Source organism: Paenibacillus sp. NPDC056579 (assembly GCF_042793215.1).
In the GTDB taxonomy this organism is placed as follows: Bacteria; Bacillota; Bacilli; order Paenibacillales; family NBRC-103111; genus Paenibacillus_S.
On the sequence record NZ_JBHTVD010000025.1, the window covers coordinates 1 to 19,723 of the forward strand.

Annotated in this window: 15 protein-coding genes and 1 pseudogene; 12 read left to right on the forward strand and 4 right to left on the reverse strand. The window is 44.2% G+C overall.

All coding sequences use genetic code 11. The annotated features are described in order from the left end of the window. Positions 1–54: 54 nt before the first annotated feature. The 8 genes from ACFQ88_RS39210 (at position 55) to ACFQ88_RS39245 (ending at position 11,189) form a co-directional block, all read left to right on the forward strand. Entirely contained in the window at positions 55–444 is a 390-nt protein-coding gene (locus ACFQ88_RS39210) for a hypothetical protein (RefSeq protein WP_379463322.1), read from the forward strand. 15 nt (positions 445–459) lie between these two features. Beyond that, positions 460–1,560, forward strand: coding sequence for a conjugal transfer protein (locus ACFQ88_RS39215; RefSeq protein ID WP_379463327.1), 1,101 nt, complete (start codon positions 460–462; stop codon positions 1,558–1,560). Positions 1,561–1,581: 21 nt separating this feature from the next. Then, the gene (locus ACFQ88_RS39220; RefSeq protein WP_379463329.1) at positions 1,582–1,890 is read left to right on the forward strand and encodes a hypothetical protein; all 309 of its coding nucleotides are present in this window, start codon (positions 1,582–1,584) and stop codon (positions 1,888–1,890) included. Between the two features lie 11 nt (positions 1,891–1,901). Further along, positions 1,902–2,309 (forward strand): TcpE family conjugal transfer membrane protein, encoded by a 408-nt coding sequence (locus tag ACFQ88_RS39225; RefSeq protein ID WP_379463331.1) that lies wholly within the window; start codon positions 1,902–1,904, stop codon positions 2,307–2,309. 33 nt (positions 2,310–2,342) lie between these two features. Beyond that, entirely contained in the window at positions 2,343–4,985 is a 2,643-nt protein-coding gene (locus tag ACFQ88_RS39230) for an ATP-binding protein (RefSeq protein ID WP_379463333.1), read from the forward strand. Next, a complete protein-coding gene (locus tag ACFQ88_RS39235; RefSeq protein ID WP_379463335.1) occupies positions 4,966–8,850 on the forward strand; it encodes a CD3337/EF1877 family mobilome membrane protein in 3,885 nt (1,294 codons plus the stop codon). Before ACFQ88_RS39230 ends, ACFQ88_RS39235 begins: the two co-directional genes overlap by 20 nt. 35 nt (positions 8,851–8,885) lie before the next feature. Beyond that, on the forward strand, positions 8,886–10,676 hold the full coding sequence (locus tag ACFQ88_RS39240; RefSeq protein ID WP_379463337.1) for a glucosaminidase domain-containing protein: 1,791 nt from the start codon (positions 8,886–8,888) through the stop codon (positions 10,674–10,676). Between the two features lie 72 nt (positions 10,677–10,748). Continuing rightward, positions 10,749–11,189 (forward strand): hypothetical protein, encoded by a 441-nt coding sequence (locus ACFQ88_RS39245; protein WP_379463339.1) that lies wholly within the window; start codon positions 10,749–10,751, stop codon positions 11,187–11,189. A gap of 384 nt (positions 11,190–11,573) precedes the next feature. Here ACFQ88_RS39245 and ACFQ88_RS39250 read toward each other — a convergent pair whose 3' ends face one another. After that, positions 11,574–11,747: a DUF6877 family protein gene (locus ACFQ88_RS39250; protein WP_379463341.1), complete on the reverse strand. Its 174-nt coding sequence runs from the start codon at positions 11,745–11,747 to the stop codon at positions 11,574–11,576. A gap of 1,107 nt (positions 11,748–12,854) precedes the next feature. On the opposite strand from ACFQ88_RS39250, the gene ACFQ88_RS39255 reads away from it, so the two are divergent. Further along, complete coding sequence (locus tag ACFQ88_RS39255; protein ID WP_379463343.1) at positions 12,855–13,016, forward strand: DUF3973 domain-containing protein; 162 nt, start codon at positions 12,855–12,857, stop codon at positions 13,014–13,016. Positions 13,017–13,816: 800 nt separating this feature from the next. Here ACFQ88_RS39255 and ACFQ88_RS39265 read toward each other — a convergent pair. Continuing rightward, a complete protein-coding gene (locus ACFQ88_RS39265) occupies positions 13,817–14,554 on the reverse strand; it encodes an SDR family oxidoreductase (protein ID WP_379463354.1) in 738 nt (245 codons plus the stop codon). 264 nt (positions 14,555–14,818) lie between these two features. On the opposite strand from ACFQ88_RS39265, the gene ACFQ88_RS39270 reads away from it, so the two are divergent. After that, entirely contained in the window at positions 14,819–15,649 is an 831-nt protein-coding gene (locus ACFQ88_RS39270; protein WP_379463346.1) for a helix-turn-helix transcriptional regulator, read from the forward strand. Between the two features lie 661 nt (positions 15,650–16,310). Here ACFQ88_RS39270 and ACFQ88_RS39275 read toward each other — a convergent pair. Then, positions 16,311–17,312, reverse strand: a complete 1,002-nt coding sequence (locus tag ACFQ88_RS39275; RefSeq protein ID WP_379463348.1) for a hypothetical protein — start codon at positions 17,310–17,312, stop codon at positions 16,311–16,313. A 548-nt stretch (positions 17,313–17,860) separates the two neighbouring features. Beyond that, positions 17,861–17,920 (reverse strand): annotated as a pseudogene (locus ACFQ88_RS39280) (putative holin-like toxin); the annotation flags it as partial. A 70-nt stretch (positions 17,921–17,990) separates the two neighbouring features. Between ACFQ88_RS39280 and ACFQ88_RS39285 the strand changes: the two are divergent. Beyond that, on the forward strand, positions 17,991–18,416 hold the full coding sequence (locus tag ACFQ88_RS39285) for a YkvA family protein (protein WP_379463350.1): 426 nt from the start codon (positions 17,991–17,993) through the stop codon (positions 18,414–18,416). Positions 18,417–18,579: 163 nt separating this feature from the next. Continuing rightward, positions 18,580–19,650, forward strand: a complete 1,071-nt coding sequence (locus tag ACFQ88_RS39290) for a hypothetical protein (protein ID WP_379463352.1) — start codon at positions 18,580–18,582, stop codon at positions 19,648–19,650. Positions 19,651–19,723: the final 73 nt, after the last annotated feature.

Consider the following 19,723-nt stretch of genomic DNA (forward strand, 5'->3'; position numbering starts at 1 on the left):
TATATGTTAGTATATTGATTAATTAATATCCTGGAAGGAGGTGGTAGATTACTCATGCTCCCACTAAGCAAAAATAAGCGCATAGTCTTCTTAAGCGTGGGTATCTTGCTCCTGCTTATTTTGTCAGTGCTGTTTCTTCGAGACCCTACAGAACCCACATTACCCAAGGCAGCAGAAGAACAAGTAACAATACCCGAGCAGAAAGTAGAGGAACTCCCCGAACAAACTCCATCAAGCGACGATGGATCTCAGAAAAAGATTCAGGAACTGATGGACGAGTTGGCCGAGGTAGGGTTGGAAGCATTGCCGGGTGCTTGGGAGAATGTGCGCGAAGCCGGACTATGGTTTTTTGGGTTCGATACACCGTATGCCATAGTTCTGATTATCTTGGCCATACTCCTTGTTGCGATCATAATACCAAGAGGCAAATCAACAAATAAGTAATGGCAGGTGAACAATTTGGCCTTTGGATTATCTTTAGGCAAAAAAAGCAGGACAGACTCCAATGATGCGGAAAGCAGCAAAAAAATGAAGTCAGACAAAAGTATCAAGGCACGCTCCCCTAAAACCACGCTTCCCAAAAAAGTCCTCCGTACCACCTTCTGGATCATAGCATCTATCATTGTGGTCCAAGGATGTGTAGCAACCATGCGGGGGGAACGGGTGATTCAGCAAATCAATAACTATGGGGTCACCACTTCTTCTTTGGTGGACGATAAGGTGAGAGGTTTTGCAACCGATTTTGCAACGGAATACTTTACCTGGAATTATGAAAACCTCACAGATCATAGCAAACGGATGTCGCGGTTTACAAGCGGGGCTCTTGATCCAAATGCCGGTTTAAAAACGGCAGATATAAAAGGCTCCTCCAAGGTCTTGTCAGCGGAGGTATATAGTTCTCAAAATATCAAAGAAACATTAACAGAAGTAACTATACTGATCCGAAGGGAATTCACTCTCGCTCCGCCGGCAGCCGGAAAGCCCGTCGATCCATCCTTGAAACCTGAAACCTCAAAGGTATACATGGTGGTCCCTGTAAGTCAGTCAGATAACGGGCTCCTTATCCAATCGTATCCCCGCTTCGTAGGTGATCAACTGAAAGGTGATGCAGTTAAGCGTGAGGATACGTTAAAACCAGTCAGCGAGGAACCTAAAGTCAAAATGGCAAAAGATCTAGCCGAGGGCTTTCTAAGGGCATGGTATGAAGGAAACACTAATCAGCTGAAATACTTCTATCTTCAACCAGATGCAGTCCCGTTGAAAATTTCACCTTCTGCATTCGCACTTGACAAAGTTGAGCAAGTAGAAATTGCGAAAGTGATGAGTGCTCAAGAAAAAGAGGATACCTATCAATTAAAGATTCAAGTTTCCGTAAAAAATGTGAACGGTGAATCCTTTACGAATGTTTGGACAATTCAAGCTACTGAAAAAGATGTAAAAATGTACGTTTCAACCTTAGAGCATGATGCAGTATCGAAACAACCTCAACCAGCGAATCCCGCTCCACCTTCCCAAAATGCAACATCCTCTGAAGCGAACACCATCACAGAGGCTAAATAACCATTAGAGAGGAACATCTTCATGAAAAAAAACAAATTATTCAAGCTAATGACCATTAATGGATTGTCCCTTTTCGCATTCTCCTCCTTTGCATTGGGAAATGCATATGCTAGCGGCAGTAAGCTTGGAGAGCTAGGGGATACGATTAATAATGACTTTTTAAAATGGATTCCCGTCATACTACTAGGCGTCGGAATCTATATGATTATTAAAAGAGACTGGTTTAAAATGTTTGGCTTCATTGCGGCTGCTACGCTCATGGCCGTTTTTACAAATTGGAAGACGGTGACCAATTTCGGAAACTTGATTTATAATTACTTCTTCGTGTAAGGTCGTGTCACATGAGCGAATCAAACAAAGAGACCCCGCGGATCACTGTGTCCAATTACACGAAAATCTGGACGCTCGATTGGGTCATCTACGCTTTGGAAGGGAAGAAGTTGCCTTTTCCGACCAATCTTCGTGTCGTTGGAATCTTTGTCGTCACTTGGATCGTGTTCTACATACTTGGTAATACCTTTCTTATTTTCTTGCCGGGTGCTTGGACCAAGTTATTTATCCCCATATTCGTCACCTGGGTTCTAGCCAAACAAAAGCTCGATGGAAAAACACCGCACATGTGGCTATACGGTATGTTGCTTTATTGGATGCGAGCTAAGCGATTATACCGCTACCGGAAATTTGAGCATAACAAGCGCTACGTCTTCAAGACGAAAGTAGTGTATCGCACGCAAAGGGAGCGTACTTAGCTACGCTCCTTCCCTATAAGGAGGCATCGTCATTTGGCTGTTAATGTAAAGAAACATGTAAGTAAGGTGAGTATTGAATACCCCATTTCTTACTTTGAGGGAAACTTACTCGTCAATCAACATAAAGAGCTCTGGGCTGTGTACGAGTTCGATCCGTTTAACTATGACCATTTAAGTGATCAACAAAAAATTGATCGCCTTATATCGCAAACCACATTTCTCTCCCTCATTACAAGCTCATTTCATATTTTGTGGATTCCAAAGCAGCATGATATTGCAAAGCACCATGAACTGCTGGCCAGTAGGAACGCGGGGCCACTACGAGAGAAGGGAATTAAATATACGAACCGGCTATCCGAATATTTGACCGAAATCTATGGTGACTCCTCAGCAGGGACAAATAATTCGGACTATAAAGCCATCATCGTTGTTCAGCTTCCCAAGGGGGACGACGATGATATCGTAGAGCTCGTGTCGTCCGCCTTTACGGAATTCAAAAAAATAGTGTTGCATCCAAAACGCTTTATTGAAAATATTGCCGGTATGAATGAACCAGAGCTTTTTGACCACGAATACCAATCATATTTGATTAAAGAAAAACAAATATTCGATCGTCTGTCTCGAAAAATGAAAATTCGCCGAGCTCCAAGCTCCATGATCGAGTGGTTAGGTAAACGTAACTTTTGGTGGGGAATATGTGATCCAGTGCTCCGTTCTACCGATGAAGTGGATTGGTCCCCGAAGAAATCCAAAGGCATCCGTGGTGGATTATCCACTCTTGTGTATGATCCGAGACAGGTGCTTACATTGGCAGAAGGTGAAATCGATGCCTCTCACCCGAGACGACTTACCATCACCCAAATGCATGAAGGAGAGGATACCTCCATACATCATGCTTATTTAACACTATCTGATCTTCCAGACACTTTGGACATGCCGGGAAGTGAATGGTTGTATAGCGCTTCTGTATTACCTTTTCCTGTACAGATGAGCATCAAAGTCGAAGTCCTTGAAGCGCGCGATGCATTAAAAAAACTCAACAGAAAAAAAATGGATATCGATAGTCAAGTCAAGAACGTTCAGGAAGCAGGCGCAGCCATTCCTTTTGAACTACAGGAAAAACAAGAACGCGCGCTTTACCTGGAGGACGAGTACAAAAAGAGAAAAAACCCAACCTTTATCACACACGTCACATTTGGGTTGTGTCATCACGATATCAATATCCTAAAGGGGAATGTCAAGATCATCCAAGACCATTATCGTGATTTTGGAAATATTCATCTTGAATTGCCAAGCGGTGACCAATGGTTGTTATTTAACGACTTTATTCCGGGCTCCCCCCGCTACGTTTCCGACTACATTCAACGGATTCCTCCGGAAACACTCGCTGCAGGCATGGTCGGTGCAACCCAAGAGTTAGGGGATGGAAAAGGGAACTATATCGGAGTAACAGGCCCGCTTCAACGTCCCGTTTATGTAGACCTGCGTCATGCTAGCCAAATAAGCAAATCACCTTCCTTTAGTTTGACAGGTACTCTCGGTGGCGGAAAATCCATGTTATTGAACTTGCTTGGCTATCAAAATGCGATCAGTGGGGGAAAGACACTCATCTTCGACCCAAAGGGTGAACGATCCCATTGGCCCGATGAGCTCCCGGAACTGAGTGGACAGATTCAGGTCGCAACACTCGCGGCGTCGGCGGAAGACCAAGGAAAGCTTGATCCCTTTGTCATGCTGGAAAATATCGAAGATGCAAAAGAAGCGGCGATGGACATCCTATCCTATCTGGCTTCAGTAAAAACGGATTCGATCAATTATAGTTACATTTCCCAAGCGGTGAACCAAGTTGCATCACAAGCAAATCCATGTCTCATTAAGTGTATTCAAATCTTATACAAAATAGGCGAAACACGTCCACCTGCAAGCGTAACCGCTGAAGTGCTCGATAGTTTCAAAGACTTGTCGTTTGCAAAGCTACTCTTTGGAAACGGCGAACAGAAGACCATCAACATGGATTATGCAATGAATATACTTCAGGTACAGAACCTGAAGATGCCGGCACTTGAAAAAAGTCCGCAGGACTATTCCCTCGTCGAAAAAATGTCGATCGCAACGATGTATTCCATCGGTCGTTTCATGGATAAATTCGTTTACTTTGATCGCGGTATATTTACTCTTGCTGAGATGGACGAAGCGTGGGCCATATTAAAGACACAAATCGGTAAAGACATGGCAGACCGCGTCATCCGTACTGGGCGTTCCCTCAATGGGGGGCTAGCCGTAGCAACTCAAAACGCAACGGACTTGTCCGGCGACCTGGCAGGGAATATTGGCATGAAATTCGCATTCCGAGATTCGGATACCAAAAAGATAAAAGATACCTTGTCATACTTCGGTCTGGAACATACGACTGAGAATATGGATATCATCAAACATCTGGATAATGGCCAATGCTTGATGCAAGACATTTATGGCCGGGTGGGCGTTCTTACCGTCGATGTTGTTTTCCAGCACATGTTTGATTGCTTCGATACAAGACCACCAGAGCAGTCCGAACATGCGTACGATGACGAAGATGAACTCGCTGAATTGGAGCGATTACAGGCGTTCTATGAAGCAGCTGTGGGGGAAGGTGAACCGTGGGATGATGATCCGGATGATGAAAAGATTTCCTAGTAAACGCTATCGAGCGAAGCTCGTTCTTCTCCTGTCATCCATGCTCCTCGCCCTCGGCTTGCTGCTTCCCATAGCGGTCGGGTACGCACAATCTGTAGATGAAATGATTCCAAAAGATTCAAATACGACCGCCATATATAATCAATTTGGGGCAACGCAGTACTCATTTCAGACGGTCCCGCCAGATCGAGGAGTACTAGCCATCCAGGATAAAGCGGGCGATGCCATGACCCGTGTTCTGGACATGTACCTTAGTGGAGGGTTTGTCCTTACCGTTTGGATTACCACTTTTTTCAACTGGATTGCACGTGAAGCCTTTACGTTCAGTTTTATGTACGATTTGATCGACGCCGTTGACAGCATGATTAAGTCGGTAACCGGTGTTGGGAACGGACGAATCGGTACCGGATTATGGGGCAGCACACTCCCGCTACTAACGGGCATCCTGGGCGCTTATCTGTTATTCCAAATGGTTCGCGCCCGTTTCTACGAATCGATGCAGACCGTGATTACATTCGTTTTAGCCTTTGCAGTGATTATCACCATCACATCTCAGGCCGGTTTCTTTATGAAGAAGGCCATCGATATTGGGAATGAACTTCAAGAAGTACTATATACGGGACTAGCTGCTCCGACCAACCTATCGACGGATTCTGGCAAAGGGGTCGAGGCGATCTCCACCCAATCGTGGAACAAATTCGTTATTCGTCCTTATAACATGCTTCAATTTGACCGAAGTGATGCCTCACTTGATGATACAAAGAAAGTGCTGAACACGGCACCGTATTCGGATGACCGAAAAAAGGTGTTAGCTTCTCTTAAGCGTACGTATCCGGCCATTGAGACGGTTCGATTTGTGGAACAATTGCTACTGATTATCTGTAATTTTGTCTTTTCCCTTTTCATTCTCGGCTTTCTTACGTTTTGGTCACTGGCGGTCATTTACTACCGATTGCAAATGCTGATTCACGCGGCGACGATGGCCATAACGCTACTTGCAGCGCTACTACCCGGAAGGGCAGCTGGGCTTCATGTTCTCCGGGATCAGTTTTTAAAACTCATTGGATCCGTAGCTATGGTCTTATTAACCGGATTTTTCCTTGACCTTTCTCTGGTGGTAGGCCATGTCGCTTTTGAAATCATTGAGAAAAAAGCCGGCTGGTTCGTCGGCATGGTCATCGAAGCGATTCTGATTTTCGCTGTGTTCAAATATCGCGAGAAAATTGGCAATGTATTCTCCAAGGCAGCCGGTGCACTTCCTGTATTAAAAGAAAACAAATCCGTGATGATGGACGCTCTGAAAAGGAATGTAACCCGGAGTCTATACAATGGAGCCGTCAATTATGCCAAAAAAGGTTTCGGGGAGTACTTCAATAAACAAACAAATGATGGTGTGCCTATCGCTTTTAGCCCAACTGCGTTAGCACAAGCAGACACGAGCTTGAATGATGCAACAACAGCCAGTCTCATGCTGCGATATCAAAGAGAGAAGCAAGCTTCGGAGCAATTGGCTTCAGATCATGGAGGACCCATCCAGTATTCACCTTTCGTTCATCAAGTGAATGAAAATATGCGGACAGGGGCTAAACATCCTTTCCGTGGTATGGAAAAGGAATGGAAACAAGAAAAAGCATGGCTAGCATCAGTAAAGGCAGACGGCGGTGATATGAAGCAGGCCATTCTATCCTCCGGCATCACACCTGATATGAATGATCAAGAAACAGCAACGACCATGTATTCCAACGAAAATGCCATCCGGGATGCGGGATTCCTAATGGCCAACCGCCCGCGGGAGTCCATGCATCAAATAGAGCGGGCTGGCGTATTAAACCGGGATAACCATATGGAAAAAGCGCTCAATGACCATACGATGACCCGGTTATTTGATCGATATCGTGCTGAACAGAAGCAGGCAATGGCCGTCTCTGAAGCTACGGGACAACCAATACAACCGACCGCCTTTTCGAAACAGATGGATGAACGATTTAAAGCAGCAGGTCTTACTTCTAATCAACAGATCAATCAGGCTATGTCACAACGGAAGAAGCGGGTAGCCTTATCCCGACATTTTGAATCCATGCCTGAATTTACAAACCAAAAAATGAAGGTTCTGAAGGCAAACGAAGCATTGTCTCGAGCCAGAGGGCCTGCGTTGGATCAAGAAGTACCACCGATCCAGCTCATTGGTCCTGTCAACACAGATGCCATTCTATCGCAAATGAAGCAGCATTTGCTGTATGTACCCGCTCCATCATCTTCCGTTATCGAGGAGAATGGGGGAAGTGGAAATCAAGATAAGGCGCTCACCTTTTTATTAGACCCTGCCAGTCAGGATGGATCCATTCCTTCTCACCGATCGACAGCAATGCAAAGGAAGGATCCTACATCCTTTAGTCAACAACAGAGGGTGCTGCCGGCAAACGTTACGGGTAAGATGAAGCCTCTCCGTCGTTCTGCAGCTGCCGTACAGATGAGGATGGTACCTCGTACAACCATTCCGAACCCTGCGCCGGCGATGCAAAACTATGCAATACAACAGCATGATGGTTGGAAGAACAACCTCACACTGTCCCATGAAACGGACAGTACAGCTAATCAAGAGAAGCAGCAGCCCGCTCAAGCAATGGGATCGAATCTCAATCTGCAGCAGCGTATACCGATATCTACCTCTACGATTGCTGCAGGCAAGATGAACAAAACACATATCCAGGAGCTTGTCGTGTCTTCGAACCCGGTCGTTATGACAAGTAAACCGAGAACGGTGTCCCGTGCGACGGTAACGAAGCTCGCGTCCATTGGAAGTTCTAGTAACACAAGTTCGCCAGTGCCGCAGTTTACGGCGAATCCAGCAATTATATCGACCAAGAGACCCAATGTTCCAGTCCAAAACCAACAGCAAGTTCAGACAACAAATACAGTAACAACGAACGTTTTGGTGCGTGGTAATCAGCAGCAGTCTCGAACCGTGACTGAAGCGGGAGAAAGTAGAACCCCACGCAAGGAACTCATTATTTCACCGAAACCATTGAACGCAACAAGCGCATTGAGAACCGTATCCAACGCGACGGTAACGAAGCTTATGACGACGGCAGGAACAACAGTGAATCTGGCGGCGCCGCTGTCTTCGATTCCAGTAACCACGGCCGCATCCGAGATTCACGTACATCATCAAACCCAAATTACAGATGTAGGCAACACGAATGCGGTCGTTCGTAACCATCAACAGCAAGTTAAGAGATCAACCGGAGCGGGAGAGAGCAAAGCTCGCGTGGAGGACGTTACAGTTTCATCTAAACCGATAACCACGACAAGCACATCGAGGAGAATCGACCGTGTAGCTCCATCGAAACCGGTGTCGACTCAGCCTGTAGTAGAAACTTCGACGGTAACCTATGACAGCCCATCTATCGTTATTCAAAAACAGCAGGTCGAGACGCGCAAGTCCGCCAAAGTGACTTCTGCTCCTGTACGTCAAATGACTGCAGAATATACGGTCCCTTATCGCGTCTCTTTTGAAGCAAAGCCGGATATCAGTGGAAGCGTAAAATCGATGAATTTGCCCTCGCATCTTTCGACTGCGATCAAAGAGAAATCCAGTAATTTAAACCAAACATATCAGACAGACGATATTCGTTTGGAAATTGACACGAAACTAAAGACATCCGTTGTCACGCAACGAAAAAATCCTGTTTCACAAACGGTCTCCAAAGGACTGGAGAAAGAGCTGGAGCATTTCCGTTTTATGAATAAAGCCCAGGTAGCCGATGTACAGGAAGCCCAAGTTCAGTTAAGAAATCAGATTGGGAAACGTGCGGAAAGTGCAAGATCCAAGCGACCACCGAGTACAACAAAAGGACTAACATAAAGAATAGAATTACATCCAGTAAGGAAGGGGTTACTTTGTCACTGAACCTTCAGGCAGCTCGCGATTATGCAGTGGAACAAATCAAACAAAGATTGATCCACGAAGCAAAGAAGCGGCTTGCAAAAAAAGCGGCAGCCATCGCCTTAAATCCATGGACATGGATCATTCTACTCTGTCTGGCGTTGGTCATATCCGTTATTATGCTGCTGGTTATTGTTATTTCGAGTAACCATCAGATGGCATCGGAGCTGTATATATCTGAAAAGGTTGTTCCTCCGCAAATTTATGTCACCGATTTGGAGCGATCGATTACCAGTGGTTTTGGAGAACGAACAGATCCCATTACAGGGGTAAAAAGTGTGCACAGTGGCATTGATATTGCGACTCCCTGGGGTACCCCGGTCATGAGCTCATTTGATGGTGTGGTGACGACGGTAAGCTTTCCACAGCCAACAGACACGGCATCTACGAAAGATGCTGGTATCTATGTCGTGGTTCAGAACAACGAACCGGATGTCAATATGAGCAGCCGATATCTCCATCTTCAGGATGCCCTGGTTGTACCCGGGCAGCGTGTCAAAAAGGGGCAAGTCATTGGCCTATCCGGCAGCACGGGAAGATCGACAGGGGCTCACCTACATTATGAAATGATCCCTGACGGCGAGCCCGCTGTCGACCCGTCACACTACATCATGTTGATGTCCAAGCTAACAGACGCAGCGGTTGGAGAAGCAAAACAAGCCCTCCGTAAAATACCTTGGGAGAGCATGGAAAAAACAATGACTCCACGCTTACCGTACTACGAGTCGGATAAAATGCTCTATTTAAGCGGGGTATACCTAGAAACCGAGGCACCATCGTTTTCTTTAAGTGGACAAGTGGATCTGTATAAGCTAGAAAGATACAGTACCCGATATGTGGGGAAAGGCTCGAGTGGAAGCGGGAGTAGTACTACTCCCGCTCCTCCCGTCACCGTACCTGGTAGTACGGGAAATCTTACCCACCCGTTCTTTATTCAATATGCCTCTGCCGCCCAAGCAGAGGAAGCCCGGAGCAAGATTCCGGCCAGTATTACACTCGCCCAGGCTGCTCTTGAATCCGGATATGGAGCTTCATCAATTTGCAATAACATGTTCGGTATTAAAGCCAATGCAAGCTATACCGGTCCTTATTGCGAGTCCACGACTAAAGAAGAGATTGGAGGGGGCATCCATGAAATCATAGCCAAGTTTCGTGCGTATGCGAGCCCCGAACATTCGTTTGCGGACCACTCCAATTTCTTGCTTTCCAATGGCAGATATCAGACGGCATTATCCAAATCCAATCCGTTCGAGTTTGCCAATGAGCTGCAGCGCGTAGGCTACGCGACGGATAGTCAGTATGCAAATAAGTTAAAGGCGATTATTCGCAGCCAGGATCTAACATCCCTCGATGCAAACAAAGGGATCGATGCGGTGTCGGGACAACCGTTTGAAGACGTCCCTTACAGCAGCGGAAGCGGGAGCGGGAGCGGGGGGACAAACGATATTACCTTCGTATTTGGAATCCAGCAAGTGTATGGTACGCCTGCTTATGCAACCATCGTAATGTCAGGGAATGATCATTACACGTCCATGATCGATCCGATTCGCAGTACAAAAGTCATTAATTGGGTAAATTATGATCGTGTGGTAGACTTGTATAAGAACAACCGTCTGTATGATTTCGTGGACCCTCCAGATATGTACATCAAGGATGTACCTAATGCCATCATGGTGAAACTACAATCCGGATCCCGTGACGAGTTGATCGTCTCATCTGTACAATACGTAAAGGGTTCTTATTAAGGACTTGATCTGCCGGCAGGCGCTAGGCTGATCGGACAAAATAAACATCTATTCAATCGGAGGCTTACCATTATGAACGCTCAATTAACGGATAGACTCTTTGGAGACTCCTACATCATGCTCAACTTTGAAATTACATTTGAAGGGGTTAAGTCCTGGTTTTCGATGGCGGAGCTTCAAATGGACGATGCAACACTATTTCGATCATTATTAATGCCGGAATCGCTACATCCAGATGTACAATCCGAGATGCTGCGAACCATTGTTTATCGCCATGAGGACATTTTTTTTCAAACGAACAGGATTAGGCATAAAGAGGATACTGCAGAACACTCGATCCTAAACGCGTCAGAACCGATCTACCAGCTTTTACTTCATATGATGAACACCAGGACCCTGAAAGATGATCAAGAGGCTCAAATCGACCTTTACGTCGCTCTACAGGAGGATCGTTTAAGGGATGTACCGGCGTACCCAACACTTCATCATCTGTTTGATCAAAAATGGGGTTAATTAACAAATATATAATGTCTAGATATGAAAGAGCAAGGGAGTTTCCTTGCTCTTTTCATTTTGCAGTTTCACTTCCTGCCATCAGATTTGGATGTGCATTCGGTATAGGAACTTTGGAAAATTGAAATTCTGACCCTAGCAGTAATGGAGATATTGGTATGTTTGGGTAGAAGGGGGGGAGGTGTGAGTTGTAATTAATTTTGTCGTCGATTTGAATATGATTTTTCGTTGGGATTGAACATAAATGTCGCAAGCTCGTGCCTTGAGATTAGTGCGGGGAGGTAGTGTGACGCACAGGTGACACTCGTGAAACTCTCACTGTTCTCCAATTCCGCTGAATAAGTTTTGTGCCCTCATGGTCCACCTCATTAGGTATCAAAATATTCATCCAGATACTACAAATTGACGCGCAAACCGTAATTGCTGCTCAATGTACGGATTGTCCTCTTTGCCGCCCGATGCCAACCAGTCACCAATAGGTTGATTAATATCTTGCAGCACACCTAATGGCAGTTTGTCTGAGATTTTAATGATTTCTTTCATTGGGTTTTCGTTCATCCCACGAACACCGCCTATCGTTTTGATACCAAGCAGGAGATGTGATACAATATGTATTGCACTCATCAACTCCTACAGAAGATTGGTGCAGGAGAGAGCTTATGCGGGATGACCGAACAGCTCTCTTTTTATTTTCTTGGTGTTAGCCACTTTTTGGATAATAGTTTTTTAAACTGTTATATAGCGAGGATGGAAAATGAAATTGAAGGCTTTTCTTATCAAGTTGTACTCCGAATATTCACTAATTCCCCGAGCATTCCGTTTATTGGTGTTGTGGGGTTGGATCTTTTTGTTTTTTTATTGTGGTTATGAGTTTTGGTGGTAGTTGTGTATCTCCATATTCAAATGGTGTTTTTAAAAGTTATTATTAAAAGAAAAATGTGGAGGATTACCCCTGATGAATAAGTATCAAAAATCAATTAACCATCTAAATAATCAACTTACGGGGCCGATAGGACCGACGGGTCCGAGACTGAGTCTATACTGGCTTTTGGTTCAATGAATGGCACCCCATTGCCGAGAACGGTAAGTTTAGTTAACCCCATTTTGTATGACCTAGTAACTACAAGTTTTAATACATTGGTTGATCCAGCAACTGGGTTTATTGGTATTTTGAGTGACGGGATTTATGAAATTAATGCTAGTCTAGATGTAATTCTTGATCTTACCGTTGAAGGTGCGACTTTTAGTGTATTTCGGGACAATGTTGTTGCGTTGGGTCCATTTTTTTCTGGGCGGCTTATTTTCAACTAATTTATCACCTCCTTTCTCAGGAGAACTTCGGGCAAGTGTTTCTTTCCAATATCAACTTCTGGCAGGTACTAATATCTGTGTAAGAGCAACAAGCGTTTCAAATTCCCCTCAGTATCGGAGTGCTGCTCTATCCGTTCTTAGGATTCAGCAAAAAACTCATGTCCCAAAAAAAGATAAGTTAGGGTGCTTGCAATCCCATACTTGGGATTGCTTTTTTCTGCCCAAGGTTCCTCAATATTCAAGTTGTTAATATTACTTTTATATTTACCATAGTTTTCAAATAAGATCATTGTGGTAATTGACCTAATGTAGCCCCCATTAAAGTATTTCGCTACTAGAGGGGAGGGCACAAAAATGAATTCTTACTATTGCATTAAATGCAATAAAGTACATGTATTAGATAGTCCATTAGACGAAGCATTGTTATTCTCAACTGGATTTCATTACGCTAACGGAAAGAAACTTGTGGTTGGAACTTGTGAATTAAAAACTTATCCATCGAGTGAGCAGGAATAATGCTGGAGTCTTATTAGGTACCCATTTTAGTGTTGCGAGCGAGCCTATTCGGGAAAACCGAAGGGCTCTTTTTTATCCCCCAAGCTCCTATTCAAACGAAGCTATTCTTAATCCAATAATTTTGTTTCATCTTACAAAAAATAGGGTTAAAAATAATTTTAATAGGCTTATATGCTAATAATATTTACTGAAAGGATGCTATTATTAATGATCAGTTATTATTGCATTAGATGTAGAAAAGCACATAAGTTCTCTAAAATTAATAAAACAGTATTTTTATTCCAAACTGGATATCATTTCGTTGAGGGAAAGATGCTTAGAGCTGGGATGTGTAAGTTCCCCCAGAGCTGGATGACCTCATATACACCATACCCATACTTAGGATAGATAGTTCATCTCATATATGAACAGATCCGTGTACATTTTGATGAAGAACAATAGAGGCATGCACTCTCTGATGCAGAAGAGCCTATGTGAGAGCTCACGATGTCAGAAGAAAATAAAGTATTAAACTGAAGAATAAAGTGTTAGACTCGGAAAATATAGTTGTAGATTAAGAAAATAAAGTATTAGACTCGGTAAGCGATCGGAAGACAGTCACGATTGCCAGCAGCAGCTCGATGCGCTCGATGCTTCTCAGTCTAATACTTATTATCTGATTTGATTCTATTTTGAGGACTCACTCGATGTCACAGTCTAAAACTTATTTTTTAAAACCTGACGATTTTCAAAACGGCAAACTGCGTCAAATCAACAACTCTGGTCTAATACTTTATTTTCCCCGTACACCTACTAGAAGCTTAAACGAGAGTAGAACCGCCATCCACGACAACGATCTGACCGGTAGAATAGTTCTCCCGCATTAAGTATAAAAATGCTTCGGCACCATCCTCCGGTTCGCCGATTCGCCCAACTGGAAGTGATTCCCCTACATTTTCATACATTGTGTTCCGGTGTTCCTCAGGAACGTTATTCCAAAACTCGGTACGCATAATGCCGAAGCAAACGGTGTTGACGCGAAGCGGGCTCAACTCGACGGCCAACGCTCTGGTGAGCGACTCGACAGCACCGCATATGCTGGCTGCAACAGTAACTCCTTTCTGTGGACGAGCTCCGGCAACGCCGGAAGTCAACGTGATTGAACCACCCCGTCGGATGTTTCGACTGCCATATTTGGCAGCCATAAACGCTCCCCAGTATCGCAAGTTAAACAATTGCTGCGCTGTCTCGACGTCGGTGGTATCGAGATTTTCGATCATCATTGGGTCGCCGGCAGTGAAAACCAAGTGATCGAATTCCCCGATATTACTAAAAAATTTTCTAACCTGTTCCTCATTCGTCAAATCAACCGCATACCCCTCGGTACCTTCGGGCAAACGCGAAACGGCACGGTCAACTTTTTCTTTCTTACTGGACACGACGACCAGGTATGCCCCTTCCCGAGCGGCGGCTTCGGCAGTCGCAAACCCGATTCCGGACGTTCCTCCAAGAATAACAACACGTTTGCCTTTGAAACTATGCCCATGTTCGATCTGCATTGTTTTCACAATAAAAATCTCCTTCGTATTCGATATTTGGATTGACCTTGCCAAACGATTCTCATCAGCCGCGAACAGCCGATCAATGGGAAATTCGGTACAGCTTGTTTAATCTCCGGCTCCTCCTTAACAACGGACGATAACACGATTATAATCAGTCATAGAACCGATACACAGGTGTGCATTTATAGTACTGTTCCGGATACTATTGGCACGAATACTAGTATAAATACTATCACCAAATGGAGAGGAGGTAACATATTTATGAATGATGAAAGAAGACGTAAACAATTGGCTGATTTTCTCCGGTCACGTCGCTCGCGTTTATCCCCAGGAGAGATGGGTTTGCAGGTTGAAACGTCACGCCGCCGCACGAAAGGCTTGAGACGGGAAGAAGTGTCAAGCTTATCGGGTATTTCCTTGCCGTGGTATACAGCACTGGAGCAGGGCCGGGACATTCATGTGTCGAAGCAAGTCCTGGAAAGCTTGGTACGAACATTACGTCTTAACAGCGACGAACGCAACCATCTTCTCGTATTGGCCAATCATTCCCCGCTTCCGCAGTCAAAAGCGGATGATACCGTTTCTCCTTCCCTGCAGAAGATTCTGGACAGGATGGGAACCTATCCGGCGTACATTATTGATAGACGCTGGAACGTTATCGCATTGAACCAAATATCGGATACGTTGTGTAGAGACTTCAGCCGAGACCCGGAGCTCGGAAGAAATATTCTTTGGCGTGTCTTCGCGGTGGAGGACAGCAAGTTTCGCATCGTGAATTGGGAGAATGTCGCCTCTACGATGGTGGCCCATTTCAGAAGCCGGTTTGCCTTTTACATGAACGATTCGTGGTATCAAGAACTGGTCGACAAGTTATGTGACAGGAGCGAAGAATTCAGGACGCTATGGGAACGACATGATGTTTCCGATACTTTGGAAGGTGAACAAATAATCCGTCTTCCCGAAACTGAGCTGCTGACTTTCCGATACCATACTTTTAAAATCTCTGAGAGCAGCGATTTTGCATTGAGGGTGTTCACGCCAGTGTCAGAAGAAAATAAAGTGTTAGACTCGGAAAATATAGTTGTAGATTAAGAAAATAAAGTATTAGACTCGGTAAGCGATCGGAAGACAGTCACGATTGCCAGCAGCAGCTCGATGCGCTCGATGCTTCTCGGTCTAATACTTATTATCTGATTTGATTCTATTTTGAGGACTCACTCGATGTCACAGTCTAAAACTTATTTTTTAAAACCTGACGATTTTCAAAACGGCAAACCGCGTCAAATCAACAACTCCGGTCTAATACTTTATTTTCCCCACACACACGAATCAGGAATTGATTGGGTCCTACTTGATGATGTACTCAATTCGGAAATAGTAATCAATTGATCTATAATAATCAGGATACAATGCGAAGAACGCACTATTATGGGCGTCCTTCGTCTTTTTCTAAGCAAGGATAATAAAATTCCAAGGATCATTGAGGTCAGCGGTCAAGTAAATAACCGTCCGGAAGCCGAACGGTTTGTTCAAGCTAAGGACGCGCCCACTTGGGTCCCTGCCACGTATGGATATAGTACCATGTCTCTCCGTTCGGGGATAGCCACTTACGAGAGGCGGTTTACCGTTTGTGGGCTCAACGTCATCTCATAAGAGCCGTCAAAGTATGGCTTGCTCAGCACGGATCGACGATTCAGTCAGTGTGACCTCCACGAGTCCTTGCTCTACGCCAAGCTTCGCATCATTCTCCCATTCACCCGTCATCTGAAGTGCCGCTTCCATGGAAGGATTTACCCATTTCCCCGCACCATCTATCAGCACAAAATACCAGCTGTCCTGCTTGCCAAGAGCTTGCAGTGTTTGAGGGAGTTGCTCTATGTCCTCTTTGTTGTCGGAAAAAGGGTGTTTGTAAAAATTGAAACGGCGTTGTCATTACGATGCTTTGCTTTACCGGTTCTACCCGCTCCATTCCGAGTCCGTAAGCCTGGTCCTGATGAGCCCAACGAAGGCCCTTCGGTGTCTCTATCTGATACCAGACGCTAGGAGGGACCATCCTAGCCTGTTGCGTGTACTTTGCCTTCGGCTTGACGACCTGAGGCACCAGTTTAGGTTCATCACTCAGTGGTTTATCGAATGGATACTGATATAACTCCATGGTGCCGTTCAGCGCAATCATGCCCTCTACGGGAGTACCGACGTATCTCTCTGCAAAATGATAAGGACGAATCCACTGCTCCCCAAGCCAGGAGGTACGGATGAGATACCACCTTTCGTTGCCGCCACAAGCATTGTACGGGTCACATACCGGAATCGAGGCAATTGCTTGAACCTGCTGTGGAGCCAAAGTGAAAGCGGTAGGAGAGGTTCCCGGGTTTTGATATAACTCGGTTTGTTCCTGAAGCAAGGTGAGCGTTTGTTCTTGAACCGTCAGCTTACCGAATTTGTATGAGCCTTCTTTCAGGTTGAGCCAAGCTGGTCCAAGCCATGTTTCTACAGCAACTTTTTGTTTGTTGGAGAAACCGATCCATGTGCTTTGATCCTCGTTCAAAGCAAGTCGCACCGATTGCATCGAACCGAGTGCGCCGATGGCTTCGCTTGGTTTAGTCTCAGCACTAGGATAGATAGTAAAATCACTGAGCACGGTGACGAAAGGTTGATGGACCTCCTCGCCTAATGTTGGTGCGGGCTCCGCATGTGCCGACAAGGTAGGCATTAGAAGCAACGCGGCCATTAGGGTAAGTAATCTTATGTACATCGATTCACACTCCTTTTCAACTTATACTTATGATCGGCTGGAAAGTTCCTACAACAATTAGATACTGAACGGGATTTTATCGGTCATTCACACACTTTTAGTACTACGCATCTTATTTTTCCGTAATGTATAAGCCTAAAAGCGCGTTAAGATCGTCAAAACCTTCGTAATGGAAATTTGAGAATTTGAAATTCTGACCCTAGTGGTAACGGAGATGGAGCAAGGTTAAGCGAAGCAGTGGAGGAGGAGAGCTAGTGTCCAACCTATGATTAGTTAATAAATTTAATATTTTTATTAATTTTATTAAATAGTCTATCACGTTTGCTTCCTTTGATAGCGAATGGGGATTTTTTCGAAGAGGTTACTGTTGGATTTTCATTATTATTGAAGTCATATTCTTCCTTTGTTATGATCTTAATAGAAAAAGGAACAGGAGTTGTCACTCCTATTCCTGCACAGGTTTCCGCTTCAAGAGCGGCCTGGCTTGTGTACAAATAGGTGAATCTAAAAAAAGAAGTTAGATCGCAGCCTTTTGCAGGGAGGGCGGTCTACTTCTTATTTAAGTATGTGAGCAAAGCTAGGATAAACATGCCAAACATCAGCATGAGTGTATTCCAAAATTAAGCACTTTGACCTATAATGAGACTATATTACTGTCTGTATTAGTGGGGGTTAAATATGGAAAAGTACGATCAGCATTTTTCTGAAGAGTCTTTTTGGGAGAAGTTAAAGAAGCATGCAGCTAAGGCAGGAAAAAAAGTAGTTTATACTGCTTTATTGGCGTTCTATGCTCTGGAAAATCCAGAAACCCCAATAAAAGCGAAGATCACAATTTACTCTGCTCTTGGCTATCTCATCTTACCAGTCGATTTAGTGCCCGACTTTATTCCGGTTGCTGGCTTCGGTGATGATTTAGCCGCATTATTGCTTGCAATCGGACAAGTAGCCGCATACATCAACAAGGATGTACGTGAAAAGGCTCTGAAGAAAATGGAAGATTGGTTCGGTTCAATTAGTGCCGATGATACGGATATTAACGATGTTGAGAAAGAAATGTCCCAAGTGAAAAATGGTATTAATGAAGCAGCAGTAGGTAAAGAGTAGTTTATTAATGGTTTTGCTGAGGGGTGTGCCTATGGCTCCCCTCATTTTTATTGTCTTTAATTGAGCTGATTTTGTATTGATACGAGCGTTCCTCAGCTGAAGTTTGATTATTATAATGGATGATGTTCAACAATGGAAATATATCTTTAGGGAGAAGAAGATTATGGCGTATTATTCTTACTCATTTGAGATGATTTTTAGCGGGGTATCCGTCAACGGCACTGTTTCTAATGAATTGTGCAAGGACTTGAGTGGCACACACACGATGTTGGATACGTTAGAATTTCAAAGACATAGTGACGAAGAGACATTGATAAAAGGTAAAGTAACTACAAGCTTTACCTATCCACCAGCGAACATAGATGCGTATGGCGATGCGTTTCAATATGTATTGATGAATTTGGAGATGTGGGTACATAAAGCATTAATGCTTTCTCTTAGACCTGCAAGGGTAGGTAGCCTACCACGTGTCCAAAAGAAGGGTCAAACCACCTTTTCGTTGCTGGAAATCAGCAATGAAGGATTCAACATGCCTCCAAAGTATTCAACAATGGAGGGGTTTAGGGTTCTTAATGAAATTTCTGATCCTATAGAGATAAAGGATCTAGAAACAGCCTTGACGAATGTTAGCAAGCTTCAAGGAGTTGGTGAAACCGACATTGAAGATGCTGTGCAGAGGGCATTATTCTGGATGGGCAGCGCTAATGATGCGGGGAATGGAACAGGTCTACATTTTCATGAAATCGTCTCAAAATTCCGTGCTCTTTGGACAGCTTACAATGCACTTTACTACCTGGAAAGTGGTGCACGATTTACCAGTAGAGAAGGGACCATAATTCAAGGTGAAAAAGCAGAAATTATTATGTACATGAATAACCGACCTGATTTTGCGAAATCATTTCTTTCTTCCTACGCAACTAGAAGAACCGTTATTTTAAAATCATTCGCAGGTGCCTCACTGAAGCTGCGGAAAGGGAGCGGATATGTAAACGTCTCAGATGAGCTAAATTATTATCTTGATAAGCAAATGAACCCAATCGGACCAAGATTACCTGCTCCCACACTAACAAACGATATTGAAGAAGCTCTACTCATGTGTATTTATAGTATTCGTAACCATAACTTTCATGGGAGTAATCTGGAGAATGCACTCTCATTACTTAGGGAATCCATTGATGTGCTTGAAGGGTTTTTGAGACATTCAATATTGGAGGAACTTAAGACAGTAGTTTAACCACTGATGGAATCCAGGAAATAATAATTTTAATAAATTTGTTATTCTTATTAAATGACCTCGGATTATTAAT

Excerpts from the sequence above, each read along its gene's own strand:
- ACFQ88_RS39210 (WP_379463322.1), top strand. The coding sequence starts at position 55 with ATGCTCCCACTAAGCAAAAATAAGCGCATAGTCTTCTTAAGCGTGGGT.
- ACFQ88_RS39220 (WP_379463329.1), top strand. The coding sequence starts at position 1,582 with ATGAAAAAAAACAAATTATTCAAGCTAATGACCATTAATGGATTGTCC.
- ACFQ88_RS39225 (WP_379463331.1), top strand. The coding sequence starts at position 1,902 with ATGAGCGAATCAAACAAAGAGACCCCGCGGATCACTGTGTCCAATTAC.
- ACFQ88_RS39235 (WP_379463335.1), top strand. The coding sequence starts at position 4,966 with ATGATGAAAAGATTTCCTAGTAAACGCTATCGAGCGAAGCTCGTTCTT.
- ACFQ88_RS39245 (WP_379463339.1), top strand. The coding sequence starts at position 10,749 with ATGAACGCTCAATTAACGGATAGACTCTTTGGAGACTCCTACATCATG.
- ACFQ88_RS39250 (WP_379463341.1), bottom strand. The coding sequence starts at position 11,747 with ATGAACGAAAACCCAATGAAAGAAATCATTAAAATCTCAGACAAACTG.
- ACFQ88_RS39255 (WP_379463343.1), top strand. The coding sequence starts at position 12,855 with ATGAATTCTTACTATTGCATTAAATGCAATAAAGTACATGTATTAGAT.
- ACFQ88_RS39265 (WP_379463354.1), bottom strand. The coding sequence starts at position 14,554 with ATGCAGATCGAACATGGGCATAGTTTCAAAGGCAAACGTGTTGTTATT.
- ACFQ88_RS39270 (WP_379463346.1), top strand. The coding sequence starts at position 14,819 with ATGAATGATGAAAGAAGACGTAAACAATTGGCTGATTTTCTCCGGTCA.
- ACFQ88_RS39275 (WP_379463348.1), bottom strand. The coding sequence starts at position 17,312 with ATGTACATAAGATTACTTACCCTAATGGCCGCGTTGCTTCTAATGCCT.
- ACFQ88_RS39285 (WP_379463350.1), top strand. The coding sequence starts at position 17,991 with ATGGAAAAGTACGATCAGCATTTTTCTGAAGAGTCTTTTTGGGAGAAG.
- ACFQ88_RS39290 (WP_379463352.1), top strand. The coding sequence starts at position 18,580 with ATGGCGTATTATTCTTACTCATTTGAGATGATTTTTAGCGGGGTATCC.